Raw genomic sequence first — 24,994 nt, 5'->3', positions numbered from 1 at the left:
CCTGTTTCGCCGGAACCTGCGACCGTTCGACTGTTGCGGCGTCGCCTCCTTGGGCCAAGATTGCAACTGGGTGGGAGTCTCCCGCCGGCCAAATGGGCTTCCCGGACATCAGGACTTCGTTAATCTTGCTGGGAGAGCGCGCGGCGTGATTCGGTGTAGGTTGCTCGGCCATGTCTGACGAACGCGGATCCGGGCCGGAGGACCCAGATCGGGTGACGGTCGCTCGAGCCGGCGAACTGAGTCAGCACGACGATGAGGCACTCGACCTCGTCGAGGTGGCCGGCCGCATCAAGTGGTTCGATGTCTCGAAGGGCTTCGGGTTCATCGTGCCCGATGACGGCGCGCCCGATATCCTGCTGCACGTCACCTGCCTCCGCCGCGACGGCTATCAGGCTGCGAGCGAGGGCGCCCGCATCGTCGTGGAGGCCGTGGAGCGACCGCGCGGCTGGCAGGCCTTCCGGGTACTCTCCCTCGATCAGGCGACCGCGTTGCATCCGTCCGAGATGCCGATGCCGCGCACGCACGTGACCGTGACCCCGACGAGCGGGCTGGAAACCGCGGTCGTGAAGTGGTTCAACCGTTTGCGCGGGTTCGGCTTCCTGACCCGGGGCGACGGAACGCCCGACATCTTCGTGCATATGGAGACGTTGCGGCGTTACGGGATCGCCGAGCTGAAGCCCGGCGAATCCGTCCTCGTGCGCTATGGCGACGGCTCGAAGGGCGTGATGGCGGCCGAGGTCCGGCTGATCGACGGGGCGGTGCCCGCATCGCATTGAGGCCGCAGCCCTCAGGCCGCGCGCAGCTGGCTCTATCTCTTTGGTGAGGCTGAGGAAATCCCGCGTCGGATTCCCCTTTGGCGCATCCTGGTCTATCACCGGTCCGCAGGCCCTCTGGCCCGCACGTCATCCCACGAGAGGCCTGAGCCTGTGAGATCCCTCTTCCACGCCACCCGCGCGGCCGCCATCGCCTGTCTCGCGCTGGTCGCAGTTGGCCCGGCCCCGGCCGTCCTCGCGCAGGCGGCGCGCGCCGCCGCGGCCAAGTCGGAGCCGCTGACCATCGTCACCAAGTCCGGTCCGAAGCGCCTCGATGTCGAGGTGATGCGCGACGACGCGGCCCGCGCCCGCGGCCTGATGTTCCGACGGCACATGGCCGCCGATCACGGCATGCTGTTCGATTTCGAGCAGGATCAGCCCGTCACCATGTGGATGAAGAACACCTATCTGCCGCTCGACATGCTGTTCATCCGCCCGGACGGGACGATCACCCGGATCGCCGCCGATACGGAGCCGCTCTCCACCGCGATCATCCCTTCGGGCGGCCCGGTTCTCGCGGTCCTGGAACTGAATGCCGGGACCGCGGCGAAGCTCGGGATCGCACCGGGCGACCGGATCGAGCACGCGATGTTCAAGGCCCGTTGAGGGCCGCATTCCGACGCGCGAACGCACCGGGAACAAGTGCCTTGACCAAGGCCGCATTCCACGCCAGTGTTCCGGCAATGTTCCGGTGCGCCGGAAGGCTGGTTCAGGGCGGAGGACCCGATGGGCGACGCGGCTGAGGTCGAACTGTTCGGCAACGACGATTGGTCGGTGCAGGCGGAGGGGATCGAGCACCGTGAAACCGGCTACTTCATCGCCCGCACCGCGCTGGCGATGCGACGGGCCGAGGGTCTGTGGGACTGGCCGCTGCAGATGGCCGAGAAGCGCTGGTGCCGGCCAAGCCTGTTCCGTGAGGCCTTTCTCGCGGCGCTCGACCGCTTCGGCATTCCGCGCGACGCCGAGCTGATCCGGTCCTTCGCGCTCGGCTACGGCATCCGCGCCGTCGTCTCACCGGCCGCTGAGACCTTCGTCAGCTTGGGCGACATGCTGAGGCCGCGCGAGATGGTCGAGCCCGCTCGGATGCCGCAGCGGCCGGCGCGTGTCCTGGCAGCCGCCGGAGCGTGACCGACCGCTGACGCGATGGCGATTTGACCCGGGCTGCCGCACCCGGATAGCCCTCATCCTCGAAACGAGGGAGAGAGCATCATGGCCGATCACGACCGGGCCGGACTAGACGGGCTGATCACGCCGCCCTTGTCGCGGCGCGGCTTCGTAATGACGAGCCTGATGAGCGGCCTGACACTCGCGACCACCCGCGTCGAGGCCCAGGTGATCCACACGGACACCACCGGCATCGAGGCCGGCGAGGTGAAGATCCCGGCCGCCGACGGTCCGATGCCGGGCTACCGGGCGTCTCCGGAGGGTGCCGGTCCTTTCCCGATCGTCCTCGTGATCGAGGAGATCTTCGGCGTCCACGAATACATCAAGGACATCTGCCGCCGGCTCGCGAAGGCAGGTTACTGCGCCGTGGCGCCCGAGCTCTACGCCCGCCAAGGCGATCTCTCGACCATGACCGATCCCAAGCAGATCATCCGCGACGTGATCGCGAAGACGCCGGATGCGCAATGGATCGGCGATCTCGACGCGACGGTGGTCTGGGCGGCCTCAGCCGCGAAGGGTGACCCGAACCGGCTCGGGGTCATGGGCTGGTGCCGCGGGGGGCGGGATGCGTGGCTGTACGCGGCGCATCGTCGCGACCTGAAGGCGGCGGTCGCCTGGTACGGACCGGTCGGTGGCGAGCGTACCGACATCCAGCCGCGCACCGCCGCAGACGTGGCCGCGGAGATCCATGCGCCGCTGCTCGGCCTCTATGGCGGAGCCGATACGGGTATCCCGGTGGCGGCCGTGGAGGAGGCGCGTGACCGCGCCAAGGCCGCCGGTAAAAGCGTCGAGCTCGTGATCTACCCGGACGCCCCGCACGGCTTTCACGCGGATTACCGCCCGAGTTATCGCCGGGAGGCCGCGGAGGATGGCTGGAAGCGTGCGCTGGCCTTCCTGAACTCGCATGGCGTCGGCTGAATAGACGCCTCTGGATGTCCGATAGGACACGTTCCGCGTCGGCTGTGTTGCCCAAGACACGGCCACAACTTCTCGCTTGTGCAAGGATCAAAGGAGGATCTGTGCCTGCGCGGGTCTAGCCCATTGCGCCGTTCGGGCGTTGAACCGATCGAAGCGACCGCCGTTCAGCCCCTGTAGAGTGTCCTGGCCCATGAGCGAATCGGTACAGCCTGGACAGAAGCCCGTGATCCTCGTCGTGGAAGATCAACCCGACGAGCGCTTCCTCGCGGCCACGCTGCTGGAGGATACCGGCTTCACGGTGATCGAGGCCGAGACCGCCGATCGCGCCCTGGCGATCCTCAATGATCGTGCGGACGAAGTCAGCGTGGTCTTCTCGGATGTCCGCACCCCCGGTCCGATCGGGGGCTTCGAACTCGCGCGGATCATCGGCGTGACATGGCCGCGCGTGCGGGTCCTCCTCACGTCCGGCGATGCCGGCGACCAGCCGAGCGACCTGCGCGTCTCGGCGACCTTCATCCCGAAGCCCTGGCGCGCCGAGGACATCCTCGCCTGGGTGGAGCAGGCCGCGGGACGACCGTCGTCCGGCTCGGGACCATCGGTTATCGGACCCGGCGGCAAAATAATCCCGTCCGGCCTGGAAACCTGAGGCGACCGCACAGTTGTACGCCACTCCGAGGTACGACGCATTCGGACCTGAGCAGTACAGTTGATCCACGACGCCATGAAGATTGTTGCAGCCAATCACGCCGATTCCCTTCGCCGGCCCGGCGCGCGGGATACGGCCGAGTCCGCCATCCTCGATACGGTCCGCGAGGGCCTGCTTAGCGTCTACGTCACGCCGGATCACGATCTGCCGGTGGAGCTGGCGGCGCTGGCGCAGCGGCTCGACCGTCCGGACACCGGACAGGCTACCTTTGCTTAGGCTCGATCTCCGAACCTAGGCAGGAGACTGAGACGGCGGGTCGCCAAGACGAGAGAATCTGCTATTCAGCGCATTCTGACCTGCCGACGCAGTGCGTCTCTCAGCCGAGTCCTGGATGCGTCTCAAAGTTCTTCGCGGATCGCTGACGGCCGCCGCGATCATGACATTGGCCGGCCTCGCGACCGTCCAGGCGGCGACGCCTCCGGCCCAGCCCGCCGACGGAGCGGGGGGCGTCGGAGACCGCAAGGCCACGGTGACCAAGCGCCTGCTCGGCCGCGGCACGGCTACCAGCTACGCGTTCTACGCCGCGGGCGCGGCCCCGGAAGCGGGGCGACCGGTCGCGATCTTCCTGCACGGCTGGGGCGTGGTCAATCCGCAGAGCTACGGCGGCTGGATCGATCATCTCGCCCGCCAGGGCTGGCTCGTGGTCTTCCCGCGCTTCCAAGACGTCAATCGGACGCGTCCGGCCGACGCCCCCGCCATCGCTGAATCTTTGGTCAAGGCGGCGCTCGCGGATCTCGCGACGGATAGCGAGGGCAAGCCCGATCTCGGCCGTGTCGCGGTCATTGGCCACCTGGCCGGCGCCCCGCTCGCCATGGATCTGGCGGCGGCTGCCAAGACGCAGGGTCTGCCGGTGCCCAAGCTCATCTTCGCGGTGGCGCCCGGCGGCATCGCCAGCGGGCCGAAATCCCGCGGCATCGCGCTCACCGACCTTTCGCTGGTGGATCCCGCCACGATGCTCGTGACGATGGTCGGCGACAAAGACACCCGGGCCGCCGATCTCGCGGCCAAGCGTCTCCTGCGCGAGGCCAGCGCCGTGCCGCTCGAGCGCAAGCTGTTCGTGCGGGCGCTTTCGGACGACCACGGCTTTCCGGCCCTGACCGCGACCCTGGCGGCCCCCGCGGGGGTGGATTCCGCCTATGACGGCGGCGCCATCAAGCCGGGCCCGGAATCCAAGGATGCGCCCAAGGATGCGGCCAAGCCGCCGCCGTTCCGCTGGTCCGCCGACATGGCGTTGACCGGCGAGCAGCAGACCTTGGTCTCGCAGATCAACCTCGCCCGGGTCGATGCTCTGGATTATCTCGGATTCTGGAAGACCTTCGACCTCGCCGCCGCCGCGGCCTTCGCCGGGTCGGACGCGACGGCACTGAAGAACAATCCGCGCCTCGCCGATATGGAACGGTGGAGCGACGGCTGGCCGGTGAAGCGGCTCGCCGTCGAGACGCCCCGCCCCACACCGGCCGCACAGGCGGGGACGCCGGCGCCGGCACCGGTGGGCCGCAAGCGCTGACAACGGTCCCCGAGGCAGCTTGGCCCTGGCGCGGCGCTTGCTAAGCTCCTCCCGTTCGAGACGGGAGGAAAGATCATGCCCGAGTTCGTCGCGAGCCTGCTGGCCGCCGCAGCTTTCTGCCTGACACTGCTCGCGCTCAATGCGCTGACGCGGCTGCTGATCCAGGCGCATTTCGCCCCGTCGGACCTGGGCGAGTCCGGCTTCCTGCAGATCGGCGGCGCGCTCCTGATGGCGCGCGCGGCCTATCGCCGGGCCCCGCACCGCCGCACGAGCTGAATCTCAGCGCAGGAAGGTGCCGAACGAGCGCGGGCCGTTGCCGGTGGGAATGGTCGCCAGCACCTTGAGCGTTCTGGAATCGAGGACGCTCAGCGTGTTATCGCCCCAATTGGACACGTAGAGGCGGCCGTCCGAATCCGCGGCAATTCCTTCGGGGTGGTCTCCGACATCGATATCGGCGATCGGCTTGAGCGTGGCGAGATCGAAGGCGGTGATGCTGCCGGCATATTGGTCGGTCACGAAGCCCCGGTCCCCGGCGATGGCGATCACGTAGGGCCGGCGCCCCGTCGGAATGCGGCCGATCTCGCGCCCGGTCTCGAGGTCCAGGACCGACACGTCGTCCCCGGTGACGTTGGCCGTGTAGGCGCGCCCCGACGCGGCATCGACGGTGATGCCGAACGGATGCTGGCCCACCGGGATGACCTTCGTCTCCCGCCGCGTCGCGGCGTCCACGACAGACACCGTATCGGCCTCCCGATTGGCCACGTAGAGCGTCGCCCCGTCCGGGCTGACGGCGATTCCCGAGGGCGACGCGCCGACCGTGATCTCGCCATCCGCAACCAGGGTGCCGTCGCGCTCCCTCAGCACGAACAGGCGGTGTCCGTACCAGTCGGCCACGTAGACGGTTCCGCCGCGCGGATCGGCCGCGATGCCGAGCGGGCCGCCGGGCAGCGGCACCTCGGCGACCACGCGGCCGGCATCGAGGTCGATGAGGGCGAGACCGTGCCCCTCCGGGCGGGTGACGTAGGCGCGTCTGCGATCGGGCGACAGGGCGATTCCGGCGGGCGCTCCGTCGACGGGAATCCGGCGCACCACCTTTCCGGCGGCGAGATCGACAACCTCGACCGCGCCATCGAGCTGCGCGGTGACGATGGCCTCCCGGGCCGGATCGGCGCGGGAGGCGGTCGCGATCAGAACGAGGCCGGCGGCGAGGGCCGCGCGGCCCCGACCCAGGCTCACGAGCCCTTCTCGACCTTGGCCTTCAGGTTGGCGAGGCTCGCCTTGATCCAGTCGCCGACGCCCTTCTCGGAGGCCTCGTCGTTGAGATCCGGCGGCGGATCGTTGTTCATGTAGCCACGATAGAAGGCCGCCTTCCACTCGACCTTCGACTTGGCGTTCCCCTCAGGCTCGACCGTGATCGCAGCCGAGTAGTCGTTAGCCGGAAGATCCTTCACGTCGACCTTGTCGATGTAATAGGAGAACAGCTTGTCGTCAGGCTTGTACTTGTTACTGGTCTCAGAGATCTGATTGCCGTTCTTGAGCGTCAGCATGCGCTTGAACTTGCCGGCGGGATCGCCCGTCAGCTCGGTCTTGGTCACGTTCTGCATCCAGTCGGCATTCTTCAGGTCGCCGACCACGGCCCAGACCTTGTCGGCGGAGGCGTTGATCTCGATCGACTCGGTGATCTTGCGCCGGGTCGGGCCGTGGGCCTGCGCGGTCGCGGCCACCAGGGCCGCCGTGGCCGCCAGGGCCAGGGTGATTTTCTTCATCTTGTCCTTCTCCTCCCGCCCTCAGCGGTCGTCGCGATCAAGGACGCGCGCCGCGGGGCCGAGCGCCGCCGCGACCTTGTCCTCGATCCAGCCCCAGGCCTCGCGCTCGCGCGGTCCGGCGGTCTTGCCGATGGCGATGGCGAGGTAGGCCATCTCCGTCAACACCTTGTCGGGCTCCAGCATGTGGAGCCGGGTCGAAAGAATGGCGGCCTCCAGGACGGCCGCCTGCGCGCGGTTGTAGCCGATGAACGGCTCATGCGCGGCGCTGTGGACCATCCGGCCGCGGAAGCGCGGCCGGGTCTCGTGTGCCTCGACGGAGGCGACCTCGAACTCCGCGTGGCCGAAACTGTCGGCGAGGCGTCGCCCCTGGATGGCCGTACAGGGCAGCGTCGGCCATTCGCGTCGGCCGGTCACCGCGCCGGCGATCACCCGGATGTCGCGCGGGCTCGAGGCCGCGAAGCAGGGATTCGCCTCCAGGTTGGCGATGGTCGGCGACGGCCGGAACGGCGCGAGGACGTAGCCCTCCGCCTCGCCGATCAGCCCGAACGGAACGAGGTGCAGTTCGCCCGCAGGGGACAGGGTCGTGACGACGGTCTCGAGGATCAGCGGCATGGCCTCACGCCTTGTCGGCGGGGACGAGACGCCCGCAGACCAGCTTCGCCGGCCGGTCCTGCGGGCGCTCGGGCACGGCCGCGGCGCGCGCCTCCGCATCCGGGATCGTCTCGGGAGACGTCGCGCCGGCCTCGGGCCCGACGATGCGGGCGTCGCGCGTGCCGGGCGGCGGCGCATCGGGTCCGGAATGGCGGGTGTGGCCCGCCTTCTTGAACGCGGTGGCATCCTCGACTTCGGCGTCGGCCGCGCAGCCCCAGTCGAGCGCCTCGTCCTGGACGTAGCGCTTGCCGAGCCGCCAGGCCGTCTCGGCCTTGGCGAGCTCGGCGCCGAGATAGAAGGCGTGGGCGCCGTCGCTCGCCACGTCGAGTTCGGGGAAGAAGGCCATCGCGTCGGTGCCGACCCTGTGGATGTCGCGGTTGTAGAGGTGGATCCCGTCCTCGGCGATCACGATCCGGTAATTCGGGTCCCGCACCTCGGCGGCCGCCTGGGCGATCTCGTCGGCGGTCTGCACGAACGGGCGCTTGTCGTGAAGGGCGAGCAGCGCCCGGCCGTAGCCCTTCGGAAGCGCCGAATCGGCCTTGGCCGCGTACATGACCCGCCGGGCGGCATCGTGCTCCTCGACGGTGCGGCGGGTGTGGTTGGAGACCTGCACGATCAGCACGTTGCGGATCGACAATTCCGAACACATGCCGACGAGCAGCGCGGTCACGCCGAGGGAATCGGCCTCGGTCAGCTCGGTCAGGTTGCCGGTGCCCATCATCATGTCGATCCCGGGCCAGCGGGCTCGGGTGTCGCGGTAGCGCGCGATCGAGTCGACGAAGCCGTGGTGGATCGGCTCGAGGATCGGGTCGGCCAGGAACGGCCGCCCCGCCTTGAGCATGCGCTCGATCGCCCGGTCGAGGGAGGGCAGGTCGTCCGGCCGCATCGGCACGAGGATCGGCACCGCGTCGGTCTCGAAGGCGAGGTCGAGGGTCTCCTCGTTCAGGCTCAGCAGGAAGTCGGCGCCGACCCCGGCGCCGCGAACGAGCTCCTCGCGGGAGAAGGAATCGACGCTGACCTTCAGGCCGGCGCCCTTCAGCGCCCGCACGGAATCCTCGAGATGCGGGAAGGCGGTATCGGGCAGGCCGCCGAGATCGATCACGTCCGCGCCGCGTCCGGCGAGATCGAGCCCCTTTGCGAGGATCTGATCGACGCTCATCTTCGACGCGTCGACGATCTCCGAGAAGATCCGGAGGTCGTGCCGGGACAGGTCGACCTTGCGGGCGGTCAGGCCGAGCCAGGCCGGCAGATCGACCACCTCATCGGGTCCCCGCTCGACCGGAATGCCGAAATGCGCGGCGAGATGTTCGGGGTCGGCCCGGCACCGGCCCGGCAGGATGATCCGCGTGGCACCCTCGGGCAGGACGACCCGCCGGCGGATGATCTCCTCGGTCATCAGCGCCGCGACCTTCACGCCGGCATCCGCGATGCTCCAGTGCCACGTGTTCGGCAGGCCCGCCGCGACCTTCTCCAGCCGCGCCCGAGCGAGACGTCCGGTGACGAAAACGATGTGCTCCGGGGTGCTCACGCGGTGGCCCTTGTCTCGACCGCAACGCGGCCGTTCGGTCCCCAGATCTCGATGACACCGCCGAACCCGGCCGCGAAGCGCGGAAAAGCGGCATCCACGAGCCCGTCCTCGGCGAGCGCGGCGGCGCTTCGGCCCGGCGGCGCATCAACGGACTTCACCAGAACGCAGCACTCCGCCCGAACTTGCGCCGCGAGCCAGAGGGCGAGGCTGTCCGAGGTAACGTCCCAGGTCTCGGGGATATCCGGATGCCCGGCGCGCAGGCGGCGCGGGTTCCAGATCCGGATCCGCGCGGACGCGATCTCCGCCCAGGGCTCCAGGCTCTGCACCAGCCTCGGCTCGATCCCACGGAAGATCCCGGCCGCCTCGCTCATGGCATCGAGGGCCCGGCGATGGGCCTCGGCATCGCCGAAACGCTCCTGCGCCTGCGCCGTCCGGACGGAATCCGCGAAGGCGCCGCCGCCCGGCACCACGATGCAGCGCCCGTGGGCGCCCTCGGCGATGGCTGTCAGCAAGGCCCGGCGGCGATGCGGATCCGCCTCGAGACTGCCGCCGATCTTGATGACACGCGTCACGCCGCGTCCTGCCGGCTCGGGCGCAGAACGCGCAGCGCCTCGACGACCCGGAGGGGATCGATGCCGTTGCGGCGGTCGAAGTCGCGGCACAGCCCGCCCCGGAAGCCGAGATAATCCGGCCGGTGCGCGCCGAGGCCGGGGATGTCGGTGACCCGGAGCGATCCGGCGAGACCGCTCATCAGCCCGTGCGCCCGGCAGGCGGTGGTGAAGGCCGAGAGGTCCGCCGGGACGGCAAGATCGGGTAGGCGGGTGCCGACCTTTCCGGCGGTGTCGATCATCGCACCGGCGAATCCGGCAGCCGCGAGATGCGGCACGAGGGCGGCAGCCGGACCATCCTCGGCGAACAATACGGCGATCAGCCGCCCCGGCGCGGCCGCGACGAGAACGGCCATGGCCGCCGCATCCCGACGCAGGGCCGGGCCGAGGCCAACCTTCACCCAGTCGACGCCGGTCCGCGAAAGCGCGGCGACCGAGTCGGCCGTCGGATCGGCGACCGCGCTCGTCGCGGCACCGCCGGACACGCGGGTGACGATCTCCCGCACGACGTCCACATCCAGGGCGCCGAGCGCCCCGCGCTCGGGATCCTTGGCGTCGATCAGGTCGGCGCCCGCGAGGCGGGCGGCCTCGGCCTCGGCCGGATCACGCACGCTGACGAGGAGCCGGGGCAGTGGGTCTTGCTGGATGGGAGACGTGGGCACGAAACACTCGGACTTGAACGGACCGTCTCAGGACTTCCCGGGCAGCGGCTCGGCGAGCAGGCGGTTCTTCACCACCCAGCGCATCGCGTGCGCCCAGGTATCGTCGGTGTCGGCCCGGATCGTCACCTGCCCACCGCGCACCACCTTGCCGGTATCGGCTTCGGCGATCGCGACGCTCAGGTTGAAGATCTGACCGGACCCCTTCTCCACATAACCGGTCACGACGAGGTCCGCACCCAGGCTCTTGGCGATGTCCGCCGCGCAGCCGTTGCATTTGTAGAGCGGGCCCTCCTTGGCCACCACATCGGCCTTGGGCGCGGTGTCGACGATCTCCAGCCCGGACTTGTCGTGCAGGGCATTGCGCAATTCGTCGGTGACGAGAGCGAGCTTCCGGGTGTCGACCGGCCGCGTCCGGGATCCGTAGGAGGCACCGGGATCGAACAGCTCGACCGGAAACACCGCTGCCTTCTCGGCGGCTCGGGCGGCGCAGGGCAGGGCGGCCCACAGGAGCACGACACTGCACGCAACGGCCGCGCGGAGAGACGTGTGGCGCATCGGCGGGGGCTTCCTCTCGAGGCGTTCGGCCGCCCACTCCGGCGGCATCATTCCCGTCATAGGTCGGGCGAAGGGACAATTTGGCAATGTACTTCCGCGCCGGCCTATCCCACGACGGCAACGTGAACGTCGGGACGAGACGCCGCGGTTGAGCGGCCTGAGCGGAAGCTGATAGAGGCCGCCCACATGCACCATCCTGCACCCGTCACGGCCTATCGGCATAAGACGCGCCCGTCCTGGCTGTGCGCGGCCGTCGTCGCGCTGGCCCTCGCTCAGACGGGGGCGCGGGCGGAGGACAAGGCGCCGACCGCGCCCCCGCAGGCGGCCCCGGACTCCGCGCAGCCGGCGGCCCCGCAGGCGCTCGAGACCCGCATCGGCCTGATCTACAAGCCGCAGCCCGCGCCTTCCTCGTACGATGCCGAGGCCGCGCCGGAGGACGAGGGCTTGGCCGGCGCCAAGATGGGGATCGCCGACAACAACACCACGGGGCGCTTCACCAAGCAGACCTACGCCCTCGACGAGATCGCCCTGACCGACGACAAGCCGGACGCCGTGGCGGCCGCCAAGGAGCTGATCGGCAAGGGCATCCGCTATCTCGTCGTGGCGCTCCCCGCCGACGCCGTTCTGGCGGTGGCCGATGCCGTCAAGGACACGGGCGCGGTCATCCTCAACGCGGGGGCCCCGGACGACCGGCTGCGCGGTGCCGATTGCCGCGCCAACGTGTTCCACATCCTGCCGTCGCGGGCGATGCTGACGGACGCCCTGGCGCAGTATCTGACCGTCATGCGCTGGCGGAAGCTCTTCCTGATCGTCGGCCCGACCGACGCCGACAAGGCCTACGCCGACGCGATGCGCAACTCGGCGCGGAAATTCGCGCTGAAGATCACCGCCGAGAAACCCTGGACCTTCGGCCCCCTCGCCAAAGCGCGCGGCGACACGCCGACCCGCGCCGAGGCGATGGTCTTCACCCGGGGCCTCGACTACGACATGGCCATCGTGGCGGACGAGGAGGGCGACTGGGGCGACTACGTTCCCTACCGCACCGTCGATCCGCGGCCCGTCGGCGGCACGCAGGCGCTGACGCCCACGACCTGGTCCCCCGTGCTGGAGACCTGGGGAGCCGCGCAGGCCCAGAACCGCTTCCGGCGACTCGCGTCGCGGCTGATGCGCCCGCTGGACTACCAGGTCTGGGCCGCGGTGCGGACGGTGGGCGAGGCCGTGACGGCCAAGAAGACCAACGACCCCACCGTCATCGCCCCGTACCTCGTCGAGCCCGCCTTCACCCTGCCGGCCTACAAGGGCGTGCCTCTGAGCTTCCGGCCCTGGGACCACCAGCTCCGCCAGGCGATCATCGTGGTGCAGCCCAAGGCGATGGTGTCGGTCGCGCCCGAGCAGGGATTCCTGCACCAGCGCACGCCCCTCGACACGCTGGGCATCGACCTCCCGGAGACCACCTGCAAGTTCAAGTGAACCCGCGGCCTGCGGCGATGGCGAGCGGCCAAGGCCCTCGCAACGCGCGGGAATCGCACTACAAACGTCCGTCGAGAACGTCCGCCGAGGACGCCGGAACGTCGCAAGGGAAGGAATTGGCATGAGCGGCCGCGTCGAGGCATGTCTGAGTGTGGTCGCCTTCGGTGCGTGGTTCGCCCTATCCGGGCCGGCTGTGGCCTTCACCGCCTACGTCTCGAACGAGAAGGGCAACTCGGTCAGCGTCATCGACTCCAACACGATGGCGGTGACGGCGACCTGGAAGGTCGGACGGCGCCCGCGCGGGGTGACCGTCTCCAAGGACGGCAAGGAGCTGTTCGTCTGCGCCAGCGACGACGACCGGATCGACGTGCTCGACACGAGTTCCGGCAAGGTCGTGCGCTCGTTGCGCTCCGGGCCTGATCCGGAGCAGTTCATTCTCGATGCCTCCGGGAACCCGCTCTACGTCGCCAACGAGGACGACAGTCAGGTCACGATCATCGACATCGAGAAGAACAAGGTTCTCGCCGAGGTTCCGGTGGGCGTTGAGCCGGAGGGGATGGGCCTGTCGCCGGACGGGAAGATCCTGGTCAACACCTCCGAGACCACCAACATGGCCCACTTCATCGACACGAAGACCTTCCAGGTCATCGACAACGTGCTGGTCGATGCCCGCCCGCGCTTCGCCGAGTTCACCGCCGACGGCAAGTTCCTGTGGGTGTCGGCGGAGGTCGGCGGCACGGTGAGCGTGATCGACGTGGCACAGCGCCGGGTGATCAAGAAGATCAGCTTCAAGATCCCCAGCGTCAACGACGAGGCGATCCAGCCCGTCGGCATCCGGATCACCAAGGACGGCAGCAAGGCTTTCGTTGCGCTGGGCCCGGCGAACCGGGTGGCGGTGATCGATGCCAAGACCCACGAGGTCGAGAAGTATCTGCCGGTCGGCCAGCGCGTCTGGCAGCTGGCCTTCACGCCGGACCAGAAGATGCTGTTCACCACGAACGGTACTTCCAACGACGTCTCGGTGATCGACGTGGCCGCCGAGAAGGTGGTGAAGAGCATCCCGGTCGGGCTCCTGCCCTGGGGCGTGGCGATCTCGCCGAACTGATCCGCGCGACCTTCGGGCGCCAAGCGAGGACGGCCGCACGCGAAGCGGCTTTAGGGTGGAACACGACATGACGCGCATGTTTCGAACGGCGGCCCTCGGCCTGGCGGGGCTGCTCGCCGCGGCTCCGGCGAGTGCCCTCGACCTGACCAAGAAGCGGGAGAACCTGCCCGACCTCGTTCTGGGCGACGATCAGGGCAACGATTTCGCGGTCGAGAACAAGGACATCACGCTGGAATCCGGCAAGGCCTACCGGCTGCGGATCGTCGCCAAGGGGCGCCAGGAATACAAGTTCTACGCGCCGGAGTTCTTCCGTTACATCTGGTTCAATCAGATCGTGATCGAGCACAAGGAGATCCACGGCGGCGGCCCGCCCGATCACCTGGAGTTCGACGAACCCGGCGAGATCGCCATCGAGTTCGTCGCGATCAAGCCCGGCACCTACACCTGGGCGGCGCACGGCCTGGAATCCAAGGGCATGACCGGCACGCTGACGGTGAAGTGATGCGCATCCTCCTGCTCTCCGCCTGCCTCCTCGCCGCCGGTCCGGCTCTCGCTGCCGACGATGCCTCGTCCTGCGCCGAGGGCATCACGATGATCCGCGACGCGCTCGCCCTGAACCCGCCCGAAACATCGGTTCCGAAGCTCAAGAAGGCGCTGCGGGTGGCCGAGCGGGAGCAGAAGGAGGGCGAGTTCGACGAGTGCCTCGATGCCGTCGCCGACGCCCGGAAGGTCCTCGGCCGATGAGCGCATCCGAGTCAGCGGCACTCCAGATCGAGCATGTCGGCCACCGGTTCGGCGCCCGCGCCGCGCTGGACGATGTCTCGATCACGGTGGAGCGCGGGCGCTTCGCCGCTTTGCTGGGGCCGAACGGCGCCGGCAAGACGACGCTGTTCTCGGTCATCACCCGGCTCTACAACAACCAGACCGGTCGGGTCTCGATCTTCGGCCACGCCCTTGATCGCGAGCCGTCCCGGGCACTGGCGCGGCTCGGCGTCGTGTTCCAGGCCCGGACCCTCGACACCGATCTCACCGTCGAGCAGAATCTGCTCTACCATGCGAGCCTCCACGGCATCGCTCGTGCCGCAGCCAAGGTGCGGGTCGGCGTTCTGCTCGACCGCGTCGGACTGGCGGACCGGCGTCACGACAAGGTGCGCACGCTCTCGGGCGGCCAGTCGCGCCGCATCGAGATCGCGCGCTCGCTGATCCACCGTCCGGACCTGCTGCTCCTCGACGAGCCCACCGTCGGACTCGACCTCGAATCCCGGGCCGACATCGTGGCGATCGTCCGCGCCCTGGTGCGGGAGGAGGGATTGTCGGTGCTCTGGGCGACCCACATCTTCGAGGAGATCTCGGACGACGACGACGCCGTGGTGCTGCACCGGGGCCGGATCGTCGCCCGGGGCCGGGCCGGCGGGATCGGCAGCCCCGGCGAGGCCCTGGCCGACGCGTTCCGCCGCCTAGTCGCCGAGCCGGCGAGGGCGGCGGCATGACGAACCCGACACCCCTCGCCACCCGGATCGGCGCCGCCCCTCCGCGCGACCAGGCGGGGCGGATCGGCCGCCTCGACGCGGTCGGCTACCTGATCTGCCTCGGCGGCATCGTCCGCCGCGAGCTGCTGCGCTTCTTCAATCAGAAGGAGCGGTTCTTCTCGGCGCTTGTCCGGCCGCTGGTCTGGCTGTTCATCTTCGCGGCCGGCTTCCGCAACACGCTCGGTGTGTCCATCGAGCCGCCCTATCAGACCTACGTGCTCTACGAGGTCTACGTGGTGCCCGGGCTGGCCGTGATGATCCAGCTCTTCAACGGCATGCAATCGTCGCTGTCGATGGTCTACGACCGGGAAGTCGGCTCGATGAAGGTGCTGCTGACTTCGCCCTATCCGCGCTGGCTGCTCCTGCTCGCCAAGCTGATCGCCGGCGTCGCCGTCTCGATCGTGCAGGCCTACGCGTTCCTGGCCGTGGCGTATTTCTGGGAGAGCGACATCCCGGTGCTGGGCTACCTGACGGCGCTTCCGGCCTTCCTGGCCACCGGGCTGATGCTCGGCGCGATCGGGCTGTTCCTGTCCTCGCTGGTGCGCCAGCTGGAGAACTTCGCCAGCGTGATGAACTTCGTGATCTTCCCGATGTTCTTCGCCTCGTCGGCCCTCTATCCGCTGTGGCGGATCCGGGAATCGTCGGAGACCCTGTACTGGATCTGCGAGCTGAACCCGTTCAGCCACGCGGTCCAGCTCGTCCGCTTCGCCCTCTACGTCCAGTTCGAGCCGGTCGCCTGTGCCGTGGTGGTGGGCGTGGGGCTCGCCTTCTTCGGCATGGCGGTGGTCGCCTACGATCCCGGTCGCGGCATCATGGCCCGGCGCGGCGGCCCGGCCGGCGACAACACCTGATGGAGCCCGCCCGATGAACCTCCCCCTGACCCGCTTCCTCGGCCCGGCACTGGGACTCGCCGTCCTCGCCGGCCCCGCATTGGCCCAACCGAAAACGGATCCGGATTGGCCCTGCGTCCAGCGCAAGGTCGCGACCCTGAGCCCCGGCCAGTTCTGGACCGGGCCGGATATCGAGGCGGCCGGCGATTGGGGCAGCGACAACGACGCCGCCGTCCTGGCGCAGAAGATTGCCTCCCGACGCACGGATCTGTCGCAGGCCGGCCCGCTCCTCGACACGTTCGCCGAGAAGTTCGGATCCGACAAGGATGCCAAGGACAAGGCCCTGACGCGCGTCTACGCGGGCGTGTTCGAGGTGCTGAACGGCGAGCGCAACAAGGTCGTCGGCGGCATCGCCCGCTACGCCCAGGGGCAGCGCCGGATGGCCGAGCGCATCCGTGACGAGGCCGACAAGATCAGCCAGGTCAAGGACGCCCCGAGCGCCTCCGATGCCACCGAGCTTCCCAAGGATCAGTCCGAGCTGGAGACGAAGTTCGCCTGGGACCGCCGCATCTTCCAGGAGCGGAGCCAGTCGCTGACCTACGTCTGCGAGGTCCCGCAGCTGCTGGAACAGCGGCTCGGGGAGCTCGCCCGCCTGATCCAGGCACGGCTCTAGGGTGCGCCCGATCGGACATTGCCGAAACGTCCCGAGCCGCTTGCCAGTATATCCCTAAGTGCCTGAGATCGTTATCGAAACTGTTGCCGATTAACCACGCGTCGCCTGCTTCGCCAGCATTCGGCTGGAAATACAGCCGAAACCCGCCTCACGTGTTCTTGAACCGATTGTGCCCCGTCCCGGCACCCGCCAAGAGAGATCCAAGCTCGGCTGTAACGAGCGTGAGTCTTTCAGCAGGGGGTAGGGGATGTCACTTCGGGCGCTTCGGAGCAGCCTGGTTGCGTCTGCATCGGTTCTCGCGGGGACCGTTCTCCCCGGCTTGGTGCAGGCTCAGCAATCGGTGACGCTGGGCGAGATCAGCGTGGTCTCGACCACGCCTGTGGGCGCGGGCGGCGGAAATTCCAGCTCGGCGCAGGTTTTCAACGGCCCCGGCCCTGTCCCCCCGGGCGGCTCGGTGGGACCGAGCGCCGGAACGCGCCTGCGCGGGTCCGAGCAGCCCCTCTACAAGATCCCCAGCACAGTGGAATCGGTCACGGCGAGCGACCTCGCGATCGATCAGGCCAACAACAACCTCGTGACGACCCTCGCCCGACGCACGCCCGGGATCAACATCTCGGACTCGCAGGGCAACAACAACCGCGTCGACGTGACGTATCGCGGCTTCACGGCCTCGCCGGTCCAGGGCGTGCCGCAGGGGCTGGCCGTCTACCAGAACGGCGTGCGCATCAACGAGGCCTTCGGCGACGTCGTCAATTTCGACCTGATCCCCCCGCAGGCGATCCAGCGCATCGACGTCGTCACCGGCAACCCGGTCTTCGGCCTCAACGCCCTCGGCGGCGCGGTCAACATCCAGATGAAGAACGGCTTCACCTGGCAGGGCACCGAGATCTCAGCCTGGGGCGGCTCGGACGCGCGCACCGCCGGCTACCTCGAGTACGGCAAGGTCTCCGGCCCCTGGAGCGTGTACTTCACCGGCGACGGCCTGAACGACCGCGGCTGGCGCTATGAGAGCCCGAGCACGATCGGCCGGCTCTACGGCGATATCGGCTACCGCTCGCAGGATTCGGAGTTCCACCTGATCGGGCTCGCCGCCCGGAGCTTCTACGGCGCGGCCGCGGCCACGCCGGTCGACTTCACGCACCGCGATCCGCGGGCGATCTTCACCTACCCGCAGACCACGACCACCGAGGTGGGCACGCTCCAGCTGACCGGCCGGGTCGACCTCTCGCCGACCTGGGATCTCGCCGGCAACGCCTATTTCCGCCGTTTCAGCCAGACCTACGTCGACGGCAACGACGGCAACTTCGAGAATTGCAGCAGCCGCTCAAGCTTCCGCGGCAACCTCTGCTTCGAGGACGACGGCTTCAGCCCGTCCGCCGGCCAGTCGCAGCTCGCCTTCCGCAATCAGTTCCTGATCCTCGGCCAGCAGAACCAGCGCATCCCGTTCCGGTCCGGAATCCCCTACGGCACGCTCGATACGACGCAGACCCAGGCGACCGGCTTCGGCGGCTCGCTGCAGGCGTCCAACCGCGACCGCGTCTTCGGCCTGCCCAACAGCTTCGTGGTCGGCGGCAGCATCGATGCAGCCAACTACTCGTTCAAGTCGTCCAGCACGCTGGGCGTGATCAACCCGAACCTGTCGATCACCACCGATCCGAGCAACCCGTTCTACGGCAACATCCCGGGGCTCGGCACGCCGCAGCTGCGGACCGCCGGCGCGCTGGGTATCGCGCCGAGCTCGGTTAACGGCTCGAACCTCTATATGGGCCTCTATACCCTCGACACGCTCGACGTGACGGACCGGTTGTCGCTGACCGCGGGTGCCCGGCTGAACTTCGCGCGGATCCAGAGCGAGGATCTCACCGGCTTCTCGCCCGACGTGACCGGCACGCACTATTACAACAAGATCAACCCGGTAGCGGGCCTGACCTACCGCTTCTTCGACGCGCTGAACCTCTACGGCAGCTACTCGGAGTCGAATCGCGCGCCGACGCCACTGGAACTGGCCTGCGCCAATCCGGACCGTCCGTGCCTCCTGCCGAACTCGCTGGTGGCCGATCCGCCGCTCAAGCAGGTGACCGGGCGGACCTACGAGGTCGGCTTCCGCGGCCAGCTGCCGAACACCTATGACGGCGGCATCATCACCTACAAGATCGGCGCCTTCCGCACCGACCTCGCCAACGATATCCTGTCGTTGGCCACTCCCGGCAATACCGCCCGCGCCTACTTCGTCAACGTGCCGTCGACGCAGCGGCAGGGCATCGAGATCGGCAGCGAGTACACCGCCGATTACCTGCGGGTCTACGCCAACTATGCGCTGGTCGACGCGACCTTCCAGTTCAACGGCACCCTGTCGTCGCCCAACAATCCGCTCGCGGATGACGGGGCGATCCAGGTCCGCAAGGGCAACGTCGTGCCGCTGGTGCCGGCCCACCAGATCAAGGCCGGGTTCGACTACTTCGTGACGCCCGACTGGCAGGTCGGCCTCTACCTCCAGGCCTTCTCCTCGTCCTACTTCCGCGGCGACGAGTCGAACCTGAACCGCAAGCTGCCGTCCTACTACGTGATGAACTTCCAGACGAAGTATCAGGTGACGAAGAACCTCGAGGTCTTCGGTCTCATCACCAACCTGACCAACAACCGCTACGCCACGTTCGGCACCTTCGCCGAGCCCGGCGCGGTGGCCGGCAACCTGCGGATCAGCGATCCGCGGACCACGACCCTGGCGCAGCCCTTCTCGGTCTATGCCGGCATCCGCTACGCCTTCGGTGCCGATCCGGTGCCGATGTCGCCGGAGCCGATCATCCGGAAGTACTGATCAGTTTCGGTGTCGAGGGGCGGGCGCCTCCCGCGGCCTACGGGCCGCGCGGGGCGCCCGTCGCGTTTCCGGGCGGCCCCATGCGGCCTCCTGTCTCGGGAACGGGCCCGCCTGCCCGGAGTCTCCCCGGTAGCCGCACCGTCGCGCCACCGCCTGCTCACGCATGAGGATCGGCGCCGGCCGCGTTCCGACACCGTGGAGCCACGTTCCGATGATCATCCGTTTCGCCGTTGCAGCCCTTGCCCTGGCGGCCGCCACGCCGGCCCTCGCCACCCCCTGCGCCGACGAGGTCGATACGCTGCAGCGGCGGCTCGACAGCGCGGGTGCCGCCGCGGTGACCGGCTCGACGCCGCCCGGTGGCACCACCTCGTCCAATTCGCCCAAGGCCCTCGATACGCCGCCCGCCCTGACCAAGTCGGATGCCGCCGTGAAGCCCAGCGCCTCGGGCGTGGAGGAGGCCAAGAAGCTGGTCGCCCAGGCACGCCAGCAGGACAAGTCCGGCGACGCCCAGGGCTGCCGTGACACGATCATGAAGGCCAAGGAGAAGGCCGGCGCCCTGCCGTAGCGAAAAATTCGGCCGGCACCGCGCGGTGCCGGCTCCTCCCGCTCAGTAGGCGTTCTCGGTCTTGAACAGCGCGAACGGGGTGGTGAGGAGGATCTGCAGGTCGAGCAGCACCGACCAGTTCTCAATATAGTAGAGATCGTGCTCGACGCGCCGCTGCAGCTTCTCGGAGGTATCCGTCTCGCCGCGCCAGCCGTTGACCTGGGCCCATCCGGTGATGCCGGGTTTGACCTTGTGGCGCGCGAAATAGCCGTCGACCACCTGATCGTACAGCGTGTTGGCGGCCTTAGCCTGAAGCGCGTGCGGACGCGGCCCGACGAGCGACAAGTCGCCCTTCAGCACATTGAATAGCTGCGGCAGCTCGTCCAGCGAGGTCTTGCGGATGAAGCGACCGACCGGCGTCACGCGCGGATCGCCCCGCGTCACCATCTTGGCGGCGCCGGCATCGCACTGATCCACGTACATCGAGCGGAACTTGTAGACCTCGATCAGCTCGTTGTTGAAGCCATGGCGCTTCTGCCGGAAGAGGACCGGCCCATGGGACGTCAGGCGCACGGCAGCGGCGATCGCCAGCATGAGCGGCGACAAGGCCAGCAGCAGCAGCAGGCCGACACAGCGGTCGAACAGCGCCTTCACCACCACATCCCAGTCGGCGATCGGCCGGTCGAACACGTCCAAGACCGGGACCGATCCGAGATACGAGTAGCTGCGCGGGCGCAGGCGCAGCTTGGCGGCGTGCGCCGAGAGCCGGATGTCGATCGGCAGGACCCAGAGCTTGGCGAGCATCTGGAGGATCCGGGCCTCCGCGGTGATCGGAATCGTGAAGACGATCAGGTCGAGACGGGCATGCCGCGCGTAGGCCACGAGGTCGTCGACATTGCCGAGCTTCGGGTGCCCCGCCACCACGTCGGACGAGCGATCCGCGTTGCGGTCGTCGAACACGCCGACGATGCGGATACCGCTCTCGCTCTGCGTCTCCAGGGCGGCGATCAGGTCCTCGGCGGGCTGCCCACCCCCCACGATCGCGGTGCGTCGGTCGAACCGGCCGGCGCGGGTCTGCGCGTCGATGATCCGGAACAGGACACATCGCCCGACCAGCAGCATCGCGAGGCCGGTGGCGAAGAAGGCCGCGAGCCAGAGGCGCGAATAATGGTCCGCCACCTTGGCGAGCACGAGGCCGGCTGCGACCATCAGGAAGGTCATCGACCAGGCTGCGATCAGCCGGACAGCCGCCTTGAAGAAGCTCCGGAAAGCAGCGATCCGATAGCCGCCCGAGGCCTGGATCAGCGTCACGGTGATCACCGCGATCATGCCGATCGCACCCGCATAGGTCAGCCCGAACGGGACGCGGCCGCGCAGCATCAGCACGTGCAGAAGCGCGCCCAGGCCGAAGATCAGTGCGAATTCCAGCCCACGCACCAGCCCGGCGACCACGACCGGCGAGATCGCCGTCGGTCCGGGCGCCGCGGTCTCGGCAAGGGGCACCCTGCCGGCGGCCGGGCGCGATGGCCCCTCCATGGGTCCCGCGGCCTCGAGCAGATCGCGGATATCGAACGCGCTCATCGATCGGCTCCCCCAGAGCCTTGTGGCCGACGCCTCCACCGGAGCTTGGCAGGGGGCGTTGTTGGAAGACTTAAGGGTGCAGATACGGAAGCCGTTTCCACCGTGATGCACAGGCTCACGACCGTCACGCGGCCGCGATCCGGTCAGGCCGTTCGGGCGCCGGCAATCTCGCGTGGGGCCGGGCTGCGGCGACGCGCGCGGGCCTCGAAGGCCGCGGTGTAGCCAGAGATCACCTCGCTGCCCATGCGCTCCAGGGAGAAGCGCTGCCGGATCGACGCGCTGAGATTGTGGGTCCGCGCCGCCAGCGCTTCGGGTGCGGCGTCGAGGACGCGCCGGATGCCTTCAGCGAGGGCTGCCGGATCCCGGGACGCGACGAGGTCGTGTGCGGCGGGACCGAAGATCTCCGGTATGCCGCCGACCCGGGTAGCAACCAGCGGCTGCGCCGCCGCCGCGGCCTCCAGCACGACATAGGGCAGCGATTCCGCCAGCGACGGGACCACGAGGATTCGGCCGCGGGCAAGCACAGAGCGGATCGCCTGCGGCGGCTCGAACGCGACCGCATCGGCCAAGCCGAGGCGCGCCACGGTATCCCGCAGGATCTCGGCATCCGGACCGGATCCGACCATCAGCAAGCGTAGGGCCCGGCCCTCGGCACGAAGCCGGGCCAGGGCCTCGAGCAGATAGGGCAGGCCCTTGGCCTCCCGAAGCTCGCCGACATAGAGCAGGTCGAAGGGCTCGGCGACGCGCTCCAGGGGGGCGAACTCGGCCTCCGCGATGCCGTTATGCACGATCCGGGTAACCTGCACGGGGCCGCCGACGAAGCTCCGGTGGCGGCCGGCGACGTACTCGCTCTCGAACAGGAACGCATCGGTCCTGCGGGCGAGCACCGCCTCGGCCCCCATGTACAGGCGGTGAAGCGGACTGCCGGGCCGATAATTGTAGCTGCCGCCATGGGGGGTATAGGCGCGGATCGCAGATCCGGACGCGGCGAGCCGGGCATAGGCACCGCCCTTGGCACCGTGGCCGTGAAGAACCTGCGCGCCGACCTCCGCGGCCCGCTTTGCGACGGCCCTGAGGCAGGACCAGTCCGACAGATGCGGATTGCGGCGCATGGGAATCCGGACGATCCCAAGGTCAAGGCTGGGCAACAGATCGGCCAGGGCCCGCGCGGCCCGCTCGCCACCGGTATTCGCGTCGCAGACGATCCCGACAGGGTGCCCCGCGGCCGCTTGCAGGCGGGCGAGATCCATCACGTGCCGGAACAGCCCGCCCACGGGCGCCCGGAACACGTGAAGGATCCGATATCGCTGAGCAATACCAGAGTCGTTCGTCTCGGACACCACGGCCCAGCTCCCGGGAATATCAATCCCCGGGTTGTGGTGCACTGGCAGTCGCGAGATACTTAAATCAGGAGCGCCGACCTCAACCTTTCCGCGGGGACGGTAAGCGGAGTTTTACCCGCGAGACCACAATCGCTTCCATCCTACGTTATCGGCGAGCCGTTCAGGCTCGCCCAGATGGTCCCGTAGTGGCACGCCGTGGCGGCCAGGACGAAGCCGTGCCAGATCGCGTTCTGGAAGGGCAGCGTCCGCCAGATATGGAACACCACCCCGACGGAATAGAGCGCGCCCCCGATGGCCAGCAGCCACAGCGCCGTCGGCTGAAGCGCCGCGATGACCGATTCGTAGGCGAGGAGCCCGCTCCAACCAAGCATCAGGTAGAGGCCGATCGACAGACGGTCGAACCGCCCCGGAAGGAACAGCTTCACCGCGATCCCGATCAGCGCCACCACCCAGATCATTGCCAAGAGTGCGTAGGCCCGCAGCCCCGACCCGACGAGGGCGACCAGCGGCGTGTAGGTGCCGGCGATCATCAGGTAGATCAGGGCGTGGTCGGCGCGGCGCAGCAGCCACTTGCGCGGGCTGACCGGGTAGAGGTTGTAGAGGGCGGAGACGCCCAGCATCAGAACCAGGGCCGTGGCGTAGACCACGACGGCAGCCCGTTCGCCGAGCCCGAGATGCGTCGTTATCGCCGTTGCCACCAGGGCGACAGCACCGGCGAAGCCGAGCAGCACGCCGAGCCCGTGGATCACGCCATCTGCCATGATCTCCCGCGGCGTGTAGTGCCATGTCAGGGAGAGCGGTCGACCATCCTCCGCGAGAGACATCTTGAAGCCTCCTGCAACGCGTGCAGCTTAAAGCTTGAGAAGTCTTAGTCGTTCCATGTGCAGATTGCGGATGGGGAGTTATCCCAAGGTTCCACTGAAAGCGGTAAAAGTCTCGTGCGGTGCCGCAAGACGGCCGCACCGCACGAGGGATTAGATGCGGCCGCCGGCCAGCCCCTCGAACCCCACCGGCGGATCGGCGGCGGCGGGCTTGACCAAGCCGGATCCCCGGCTCAGCCGGGCATGGACCGTCGCCATCGTCAGCACCGCCATCGCGAGCACCTGATGCGCGAGCGCCGCCCAGAGCGGGACGGCCAGGAGCAGCGTCGCGATCCCCAGTCCCATCTGGGCGAGAACGAGGATCACGACGCCCATGGCCCGCCCGGACGTACTCGCCGGACCGGTGAGCCTGGCGTCGATCGCGTGCAGGACCGCCACGACGAACACGAGGTAGGCCGTTACCCGATGGTCGAACTGGACCAGGGCATGGTTGTCGACGAAGTTCTCGATCCAGGGGCGGATCGCGAACAGGCTGTCCAGGGGCGGCACCAAGTGGCCATCCATGGAGGGCCAGGTGTTGTAGACGAGGCCGGCATGCGAGCCGGCGACGAGGCCGCCGAGGAAGATCTGCACCAGGACCAGGATCGGCAGCGCCAGGGCCGTCATGCGCAGGCGAGCCGGGGCCGGCGTCAGGACGCCGCGGCGCTCGCCCGCCGCCAGCCAGACCAACCCGGCCAGGATCAGGCTCGCTGTGGTGAGATGCAGGGCGAGCTTGAGCGGTGCCACTGCGGTCATGCCGGGCTGGAGGCCTGAGGCGACCATGATCCAGCCGATCGCGCCCTGGAAGCCGCCGAGCACGCCGAGGCCGAGCAGACCGAGGCCGAGCCGCCGACTGATCCGACCCTGCCACGAGAACACGATCAACGGCAGGAAGAAGACGAGGCCGATCAGCCGGCCGAGGAAGCGATGGCCCCATTCCCAGCCATACAGCACCTTGAAGGCAGACAGCCCCATCCCCTGGTTGAGGATGTTGTATTGCGGCGTGTCCTTGTATTTGGCGAACTCGGTTGCCCAGTCGGCCTCGGAGAGCGGCGGGATCGCCCCGGTGACGGGGCGCCACTCCGTGATCGACAGGCCGGACCCGGTCAGCCGCGTCGCGCCGCCGACCGCCACCATGGCGATCACCAGAGCCGCGACCACGTAGAGCCAGGTCCGCATCGCTCCTGACCGCCGCTCGCCCGTGCCACTCATGTCCATGCACGCACCTTCCGCGGATGCCGGGATGCCCCGGCCGCCGCGTCCGGGTTAGGGGATGTCCGATCGCCCAGCAACGGCGCCGGCGCCGCAGCCCGCGTCAGTGGGCGCGTTGCCAACCGGATCGGGGGACGATAGCCGTCGCCCGT

The 24,994-nt window shown here is 68.7% G+C and carries 28 protein-coding genes; 17 read left to right on the top strand and 11 right to left on the bottom strand.

Annotated elements, in window-relative coordinates; translation table 11 throughout:
* The first annotated feature begins 170 nt into the window (after window positions 1-170).
* From BLT59_RS10395 to BLT59_RS10360, 8 genes are all read left to right on the top strand, one after another.
* Entirely contained in the window at window positions 171-776 is a 606-nt protein-coding gene (locus BLT59_RS10395; RefSeq protein WP_244513933.1) for a cold-shock protein, read from the top strand.
* 150 nt (window positions 777-926) lie between these two features.
* A complete protein-coding gene (locus BLT59_RS10390) occupies window positions 927-1,418 on the top strand; it encodes a DUF192 domain-containing protein (protein ID WP_091779132.1) in 492 nt (163 codons plus the stop codon).
* Between the two features lie 120 nt (window positions 1,419-1,538).
* Window positions 1,539-1,940 carry a hypothetical protein gene (locus tag BLT59_RS10385; RefSeq protein ID WP_091779129.1) on the top strand — a complete coding sequence of 134 codons (402 nt, stop codon included), beginning with the start codon at window positions 1,539-1,541 and terminating at the stop codon, window positions 1,938-1,940.
* 81 nt (window positions 1,941-2,021) lie between these two features.
* On the top strand, window positions 2,022-2,894 hold the full coding sequence (locus BLT59_RS10380; protein ID WP_091779127.1) for a dienelactone hydrolase family protein: 873 nt from the start codon (window positions 2,022-2,024) through the stop codon (window positions 2,892-2,894).
* A gap of 190 nt (window positions 2,895-3,084) precedes the next feature.
* Window positions 3,085-3,540 carry a response regulator gene (locus BLT59_RS10375; RefSeq protein ID WP_091779125.1) on the top strand — a complete coding sequence of 152 codons (456 nt, stop codon included), beginning with the start codon at window positions 3,085-3,087 and terminating at the stop codon, window positions 3,538-3,540.
* Window positions 3,541-3,600: 60 nt separating this feature from the next.
* Window positions 3,601-3,816, top strand: a complete 216-nt coding sequence (locus tag BLT59_RS10370; protein WP_244513932.1) for a hypothetical protein — start codon at window positions 3,601-3,603, stop codon at window positions 3,814-3,816.
* A 115-nt stretch (window positions 3,817-3,931) separates the two neighbouring features.
* On the top strand, window positions 3,932-5,107 hold the full coding sequence (locus BLT59_RS10365) for an alpha/beta hydrolase (protein ID WP_091779123.1): 1,176 nt from the start codon (window positions 3,932-3,934) through the stop codon (window positions 5,105-5,107).
* Window positions 5,108-5,182: 75 nt separating this feature from the next.
* Window positions 5,183-5,383: a hypothetical protein gene (locus tag BLT59_RS10360; protein ID WP_091779121.1), complete on the top strand. Its 201-nt coding sequence runs from the start codon at window positions 5,183-5,185 to the stop codon at window positions 5,381-5,383.
* 3 nt (window positions 5,384-5,386) lie between these two features.
* On the opposite strand, the gene BLT59_RS10355 is transcribed toward BLT59_RS10360, so the two are convergent.
* The 7 genes from BLT59_RS10355 to BLT59_RS10325 are packed head-to-tail and all read right to left on the bottom strand — an operon-like array spanning window position 5,387 to window position 10,877.
* Window positions 5,387-6,343: a YncE family protein gene (locus tag BLT59_RS10355; RefSeq protein WP_091779119.1), complete on the bottom strand. Its 957-nt coding sequence runs from the start codon at window positions 6,341-6,343 to the stop codon at window positions 5,387-5,389.
* Window positions 6,340-6,873, bottom strand: coding sequence for an SRPBCC family protein (locus BLT59_RS10350; RefSeq protein WP_091779117.1), 534 nt, complete (start codon window positions 6,871-6,873; stop codon window positions 6,340-6,342). The genes BLT59_RS10355 and BLT59_RS10350 overlap by 4 nt, the downstream gene beginning before the upstream one ends.
* 21 nt (window positions 6,874-6,894) lie before the next feature.
* The gene (locus tag BLT59_RS10345; protein WP_091779115.1) at window positions 6,895-7,485 is read right to left on the bottom strand and encodes a DUF447 domain-containing protein; all 591 of its coding nucleotides are present in this window, start codon (window positions 7,483-7,485) and stop codon (window positions 6,895-6,897) included.
* 4 nt (window positions 7,486-7,489) lie between these two features.
* On the bottom strand, window positions 7,490-9,052 hold the full coding sequence (locus BLT59_RS10340) for a DUF6513 domain-containing protein (RefSeq protein ID WP_091779113.1): 1,563 nt from the start codon (window positions 9,050-9,052) through the stop codon (window positions 7,490-7,492).
* Entirely contained in the window at window positions 9,049-9,624 is a 576-nt protein-coding gene (locus tag BLT59_RS10335; RefSeq protein ID WP_091779111.1) for an amino acid kinase family protein, read from the bottom strand. Before BLT59_RS10335 ends, BLT59_RS10340 begins: the two co-directional genes overlap by 4 nt.
* Window positions 9,621-10,322: a (5-formylfuran-3-yl)methyl phosphate synthase gene (locus tag BLT59_RS10330; RefSeq protein WP_091779109.1), complete on the bottom strand. Its 702-nt coding sequence runs from the start codon at window positions 10,320-10,322 to the stop codon at window positions 9,621-9,623. The genes BLT59_RS10335 and BLT59_RS10330 overlap by 4 nt, the downstream gene beginning before the upstream one ends.
* Window positions 10,323-10,349: 27 nt before the next feature.
* A complete protein-coding gene (locus BLT59_RS10325; protein WP_091779313.1) occupies window positions 10,350-10,877 on the bottom strand; it encodes a DUF3280 domain-containing protein in 528 nt (175 codons plus the stop codon).
* Window positions 10,878-11,063: 186 nt separating this feature from the next.
* Between BLT59_RS10325 and BLT59_RS10320 the strand changes: the two genes are divergently transcribed.
* From BLT59_RS10320 to BLT59_RS10280, 9 genes are all read left to right on the top strand, one after another.
* Window positions 11,064-12,347, top strand: a complete 1,284-nt coding sequence (locus tag BLT59_RS10320; RefSeq protein ID WP_091779107.1) for an ABC transporter substrate-binding protein — start codon at window positions 11,064-11,066, stop codon at window positions 12,345-12,347.
* A 121-nt stretch (window positions 12,348-12,468) separates the two neighbouring features.
* Window positions 12,469-13,452 carry a YVTN family beta-propeller repeat protein gene (locus BLT59_RS10315; protein WP_091779105.1) on the top strand — a complete coding sequence of 328 codons (984 nt, stop codon included), beginning with the start codon at window positions 12,469-12,471 and terminating at the stop codon, window positions 13,450-13,452.
* 67 nt (window positions 13,453-13,519) lie between these two features.
* Window positions 13,520-13,954 carry a cupredoxin domain-containing protein gene (locus BLT59_RS10310; RefSeq protein WP_091779103.1) on the top strand — a complete coding sequence of 145 codons (435 nt, stop codon included), beginning with the start codon at window positions 13,520-13,522 and terminating at the stop codon, window positions 13,952-13,954.
* Window positions 13,954-14,196, top strand: a complete 243-nt coding sequence (locus BLT59_RS10305; RefSeq protein ID WP_091779101.1) for a hypothetical protein — start codon at window positions 13,954-13,956, stop codon at window positions 14,194-14,196. The genes BLT59_RS10310 and BLT59_RS10305 overlap by 1 nt, the downstream gene beginning before the upstream one ends.
* Entirely contained in the window at window positions 14,193-14,942 is a 750-nt protein-coding gene (locus BLT59_RS10300) for an ABC transporter ATP-binding protein (RefSeq protein WP_091779100.1), read from the top strand. Before BLT59_RS10305 ends, BLT59_RS10300 begins: the two co-directional genes overlap by 4 nt.
* Window positions 14,939-15,832: an ABC transporter permease gene (locus tag BLT59_RS10295; protein WP_175543990.1), complete on the top strand. Its 894-nt coding sequence runs from the start codon at window positions 14,939-14,941 to the stop codon at window positions 15,830-15,832. Before BLT59_RS10300 ends, BLT59_RS10295 begins: the two co-directional genes overlap by 4 nt.
* Before the next feature lie 13 nt (window positions 15,833-15,845).
* A complete protein-coding gene (locus BLT59_RS10290) occupies window positions 15,846-16,484 on the top strand; it encodes a hypothetical protein (RefSeq protein ID WP_091779098.1) in 639 nt (212 codons plus the stop codon).
* Between the two features lie 247 nt (window positions 16,485-16,731).
* A complete protein-coding gene (locus BLT59_RS10285) occupies window positions 16,732-19,302 on the top strand; it encodes a TonB-dependent receptor (RefSeq protein ID WP_091779096.1) in 2,571 nt (856 codons plus the stop codon).
* Window positions 19,303-19,513: 211 nt separating this feature from the next.
* Window positions 19,514-19,867, top strand: a complete 354-nt coding sequence (locus tag BLT59_RS10280) for a hypothetical protein (protein WP_091779094.1) — start codon at window positions 19,514-19,516, stop codon at window positions 19,865-19,867.
* Between the two features lie 42 nt (window positions 19,868-19,909).
* Here BLT59_RS10280 and BLT59_RS10275 read toward each other — a convergent pair whose 3' ends face one another.
* The 4 genes from BLT59_RS10275 to BLT59_RS10260 form a co-directional block, all read right to left on the bottom strand.
* Window positions 19,910-21,427: an undecaprenyl-phosphate glucose phosphotransferase gene (locus BLT59_RS10275; RefSeq protein ID WP_091779092.1), complete on the bottom strand. Its 1,518-nt coding sequence runs from the start codon at window positions 21,425-21,427 to the stop codon at window positions 19,910-19,912.
* 143 nt (window positions 21,428-21,570) lie between these two features.
* Window positions 21,571-22,770 carry a glycosyltransferase family 4 protein gene (locus tag BLT59_RS10270; RefSeq protein WP_091779089.1) on the bottom strand — a complete coding sequence of 400 codons (1,200 nt, stop codon included), beginning with the start codon at window positions 22,768-22,770 and terminating at the stop codon, window positions 21,571-21,573.
* Between the two features lie 140 nt (window positions 22,771-22,910).
* Window positions 22,911-23,594, bottom strand: coding sequence for a PAQR family membrane homeostasis protein TrhA (locus BLT59_RS10265; RefSeq protein WP_091779087.1), 684 nt, complete (start codon window positions 23,592-23,594; stop codon window positions 22,911-22,913).
* A gap of 150 nt (window positions 23,595-23,744) precedes the next feature.
* Window positions 23,745-24,848, bottom strand: coding sequence for a COX15/CtaA family protein (locus tag BLT59_RS10260; protein ID WP_091779084.1), 1,104 nt, complete (start codon window positions 24,846-24,848; stop codon window positions 23,745-23,747).
* Window positions 24,849-24,994 lie beyond the last annotated feature (146 nt).

Source organism: Methylobacterium sp. UNC378MF (assembly GCF_900103195.1).
Taxonomy (GTDB): domain Bacteria; phylum Pseudomonadota; class Alphaproteobacteria; order Rhizobiales; family Beijerinckiaceae; genus Methylobacterium.
The sequence above is the reverse complement of the archived record's forward strand: the minus strand, read 5'-3'. Positions and strand labels throughout refer to the sequence as shown.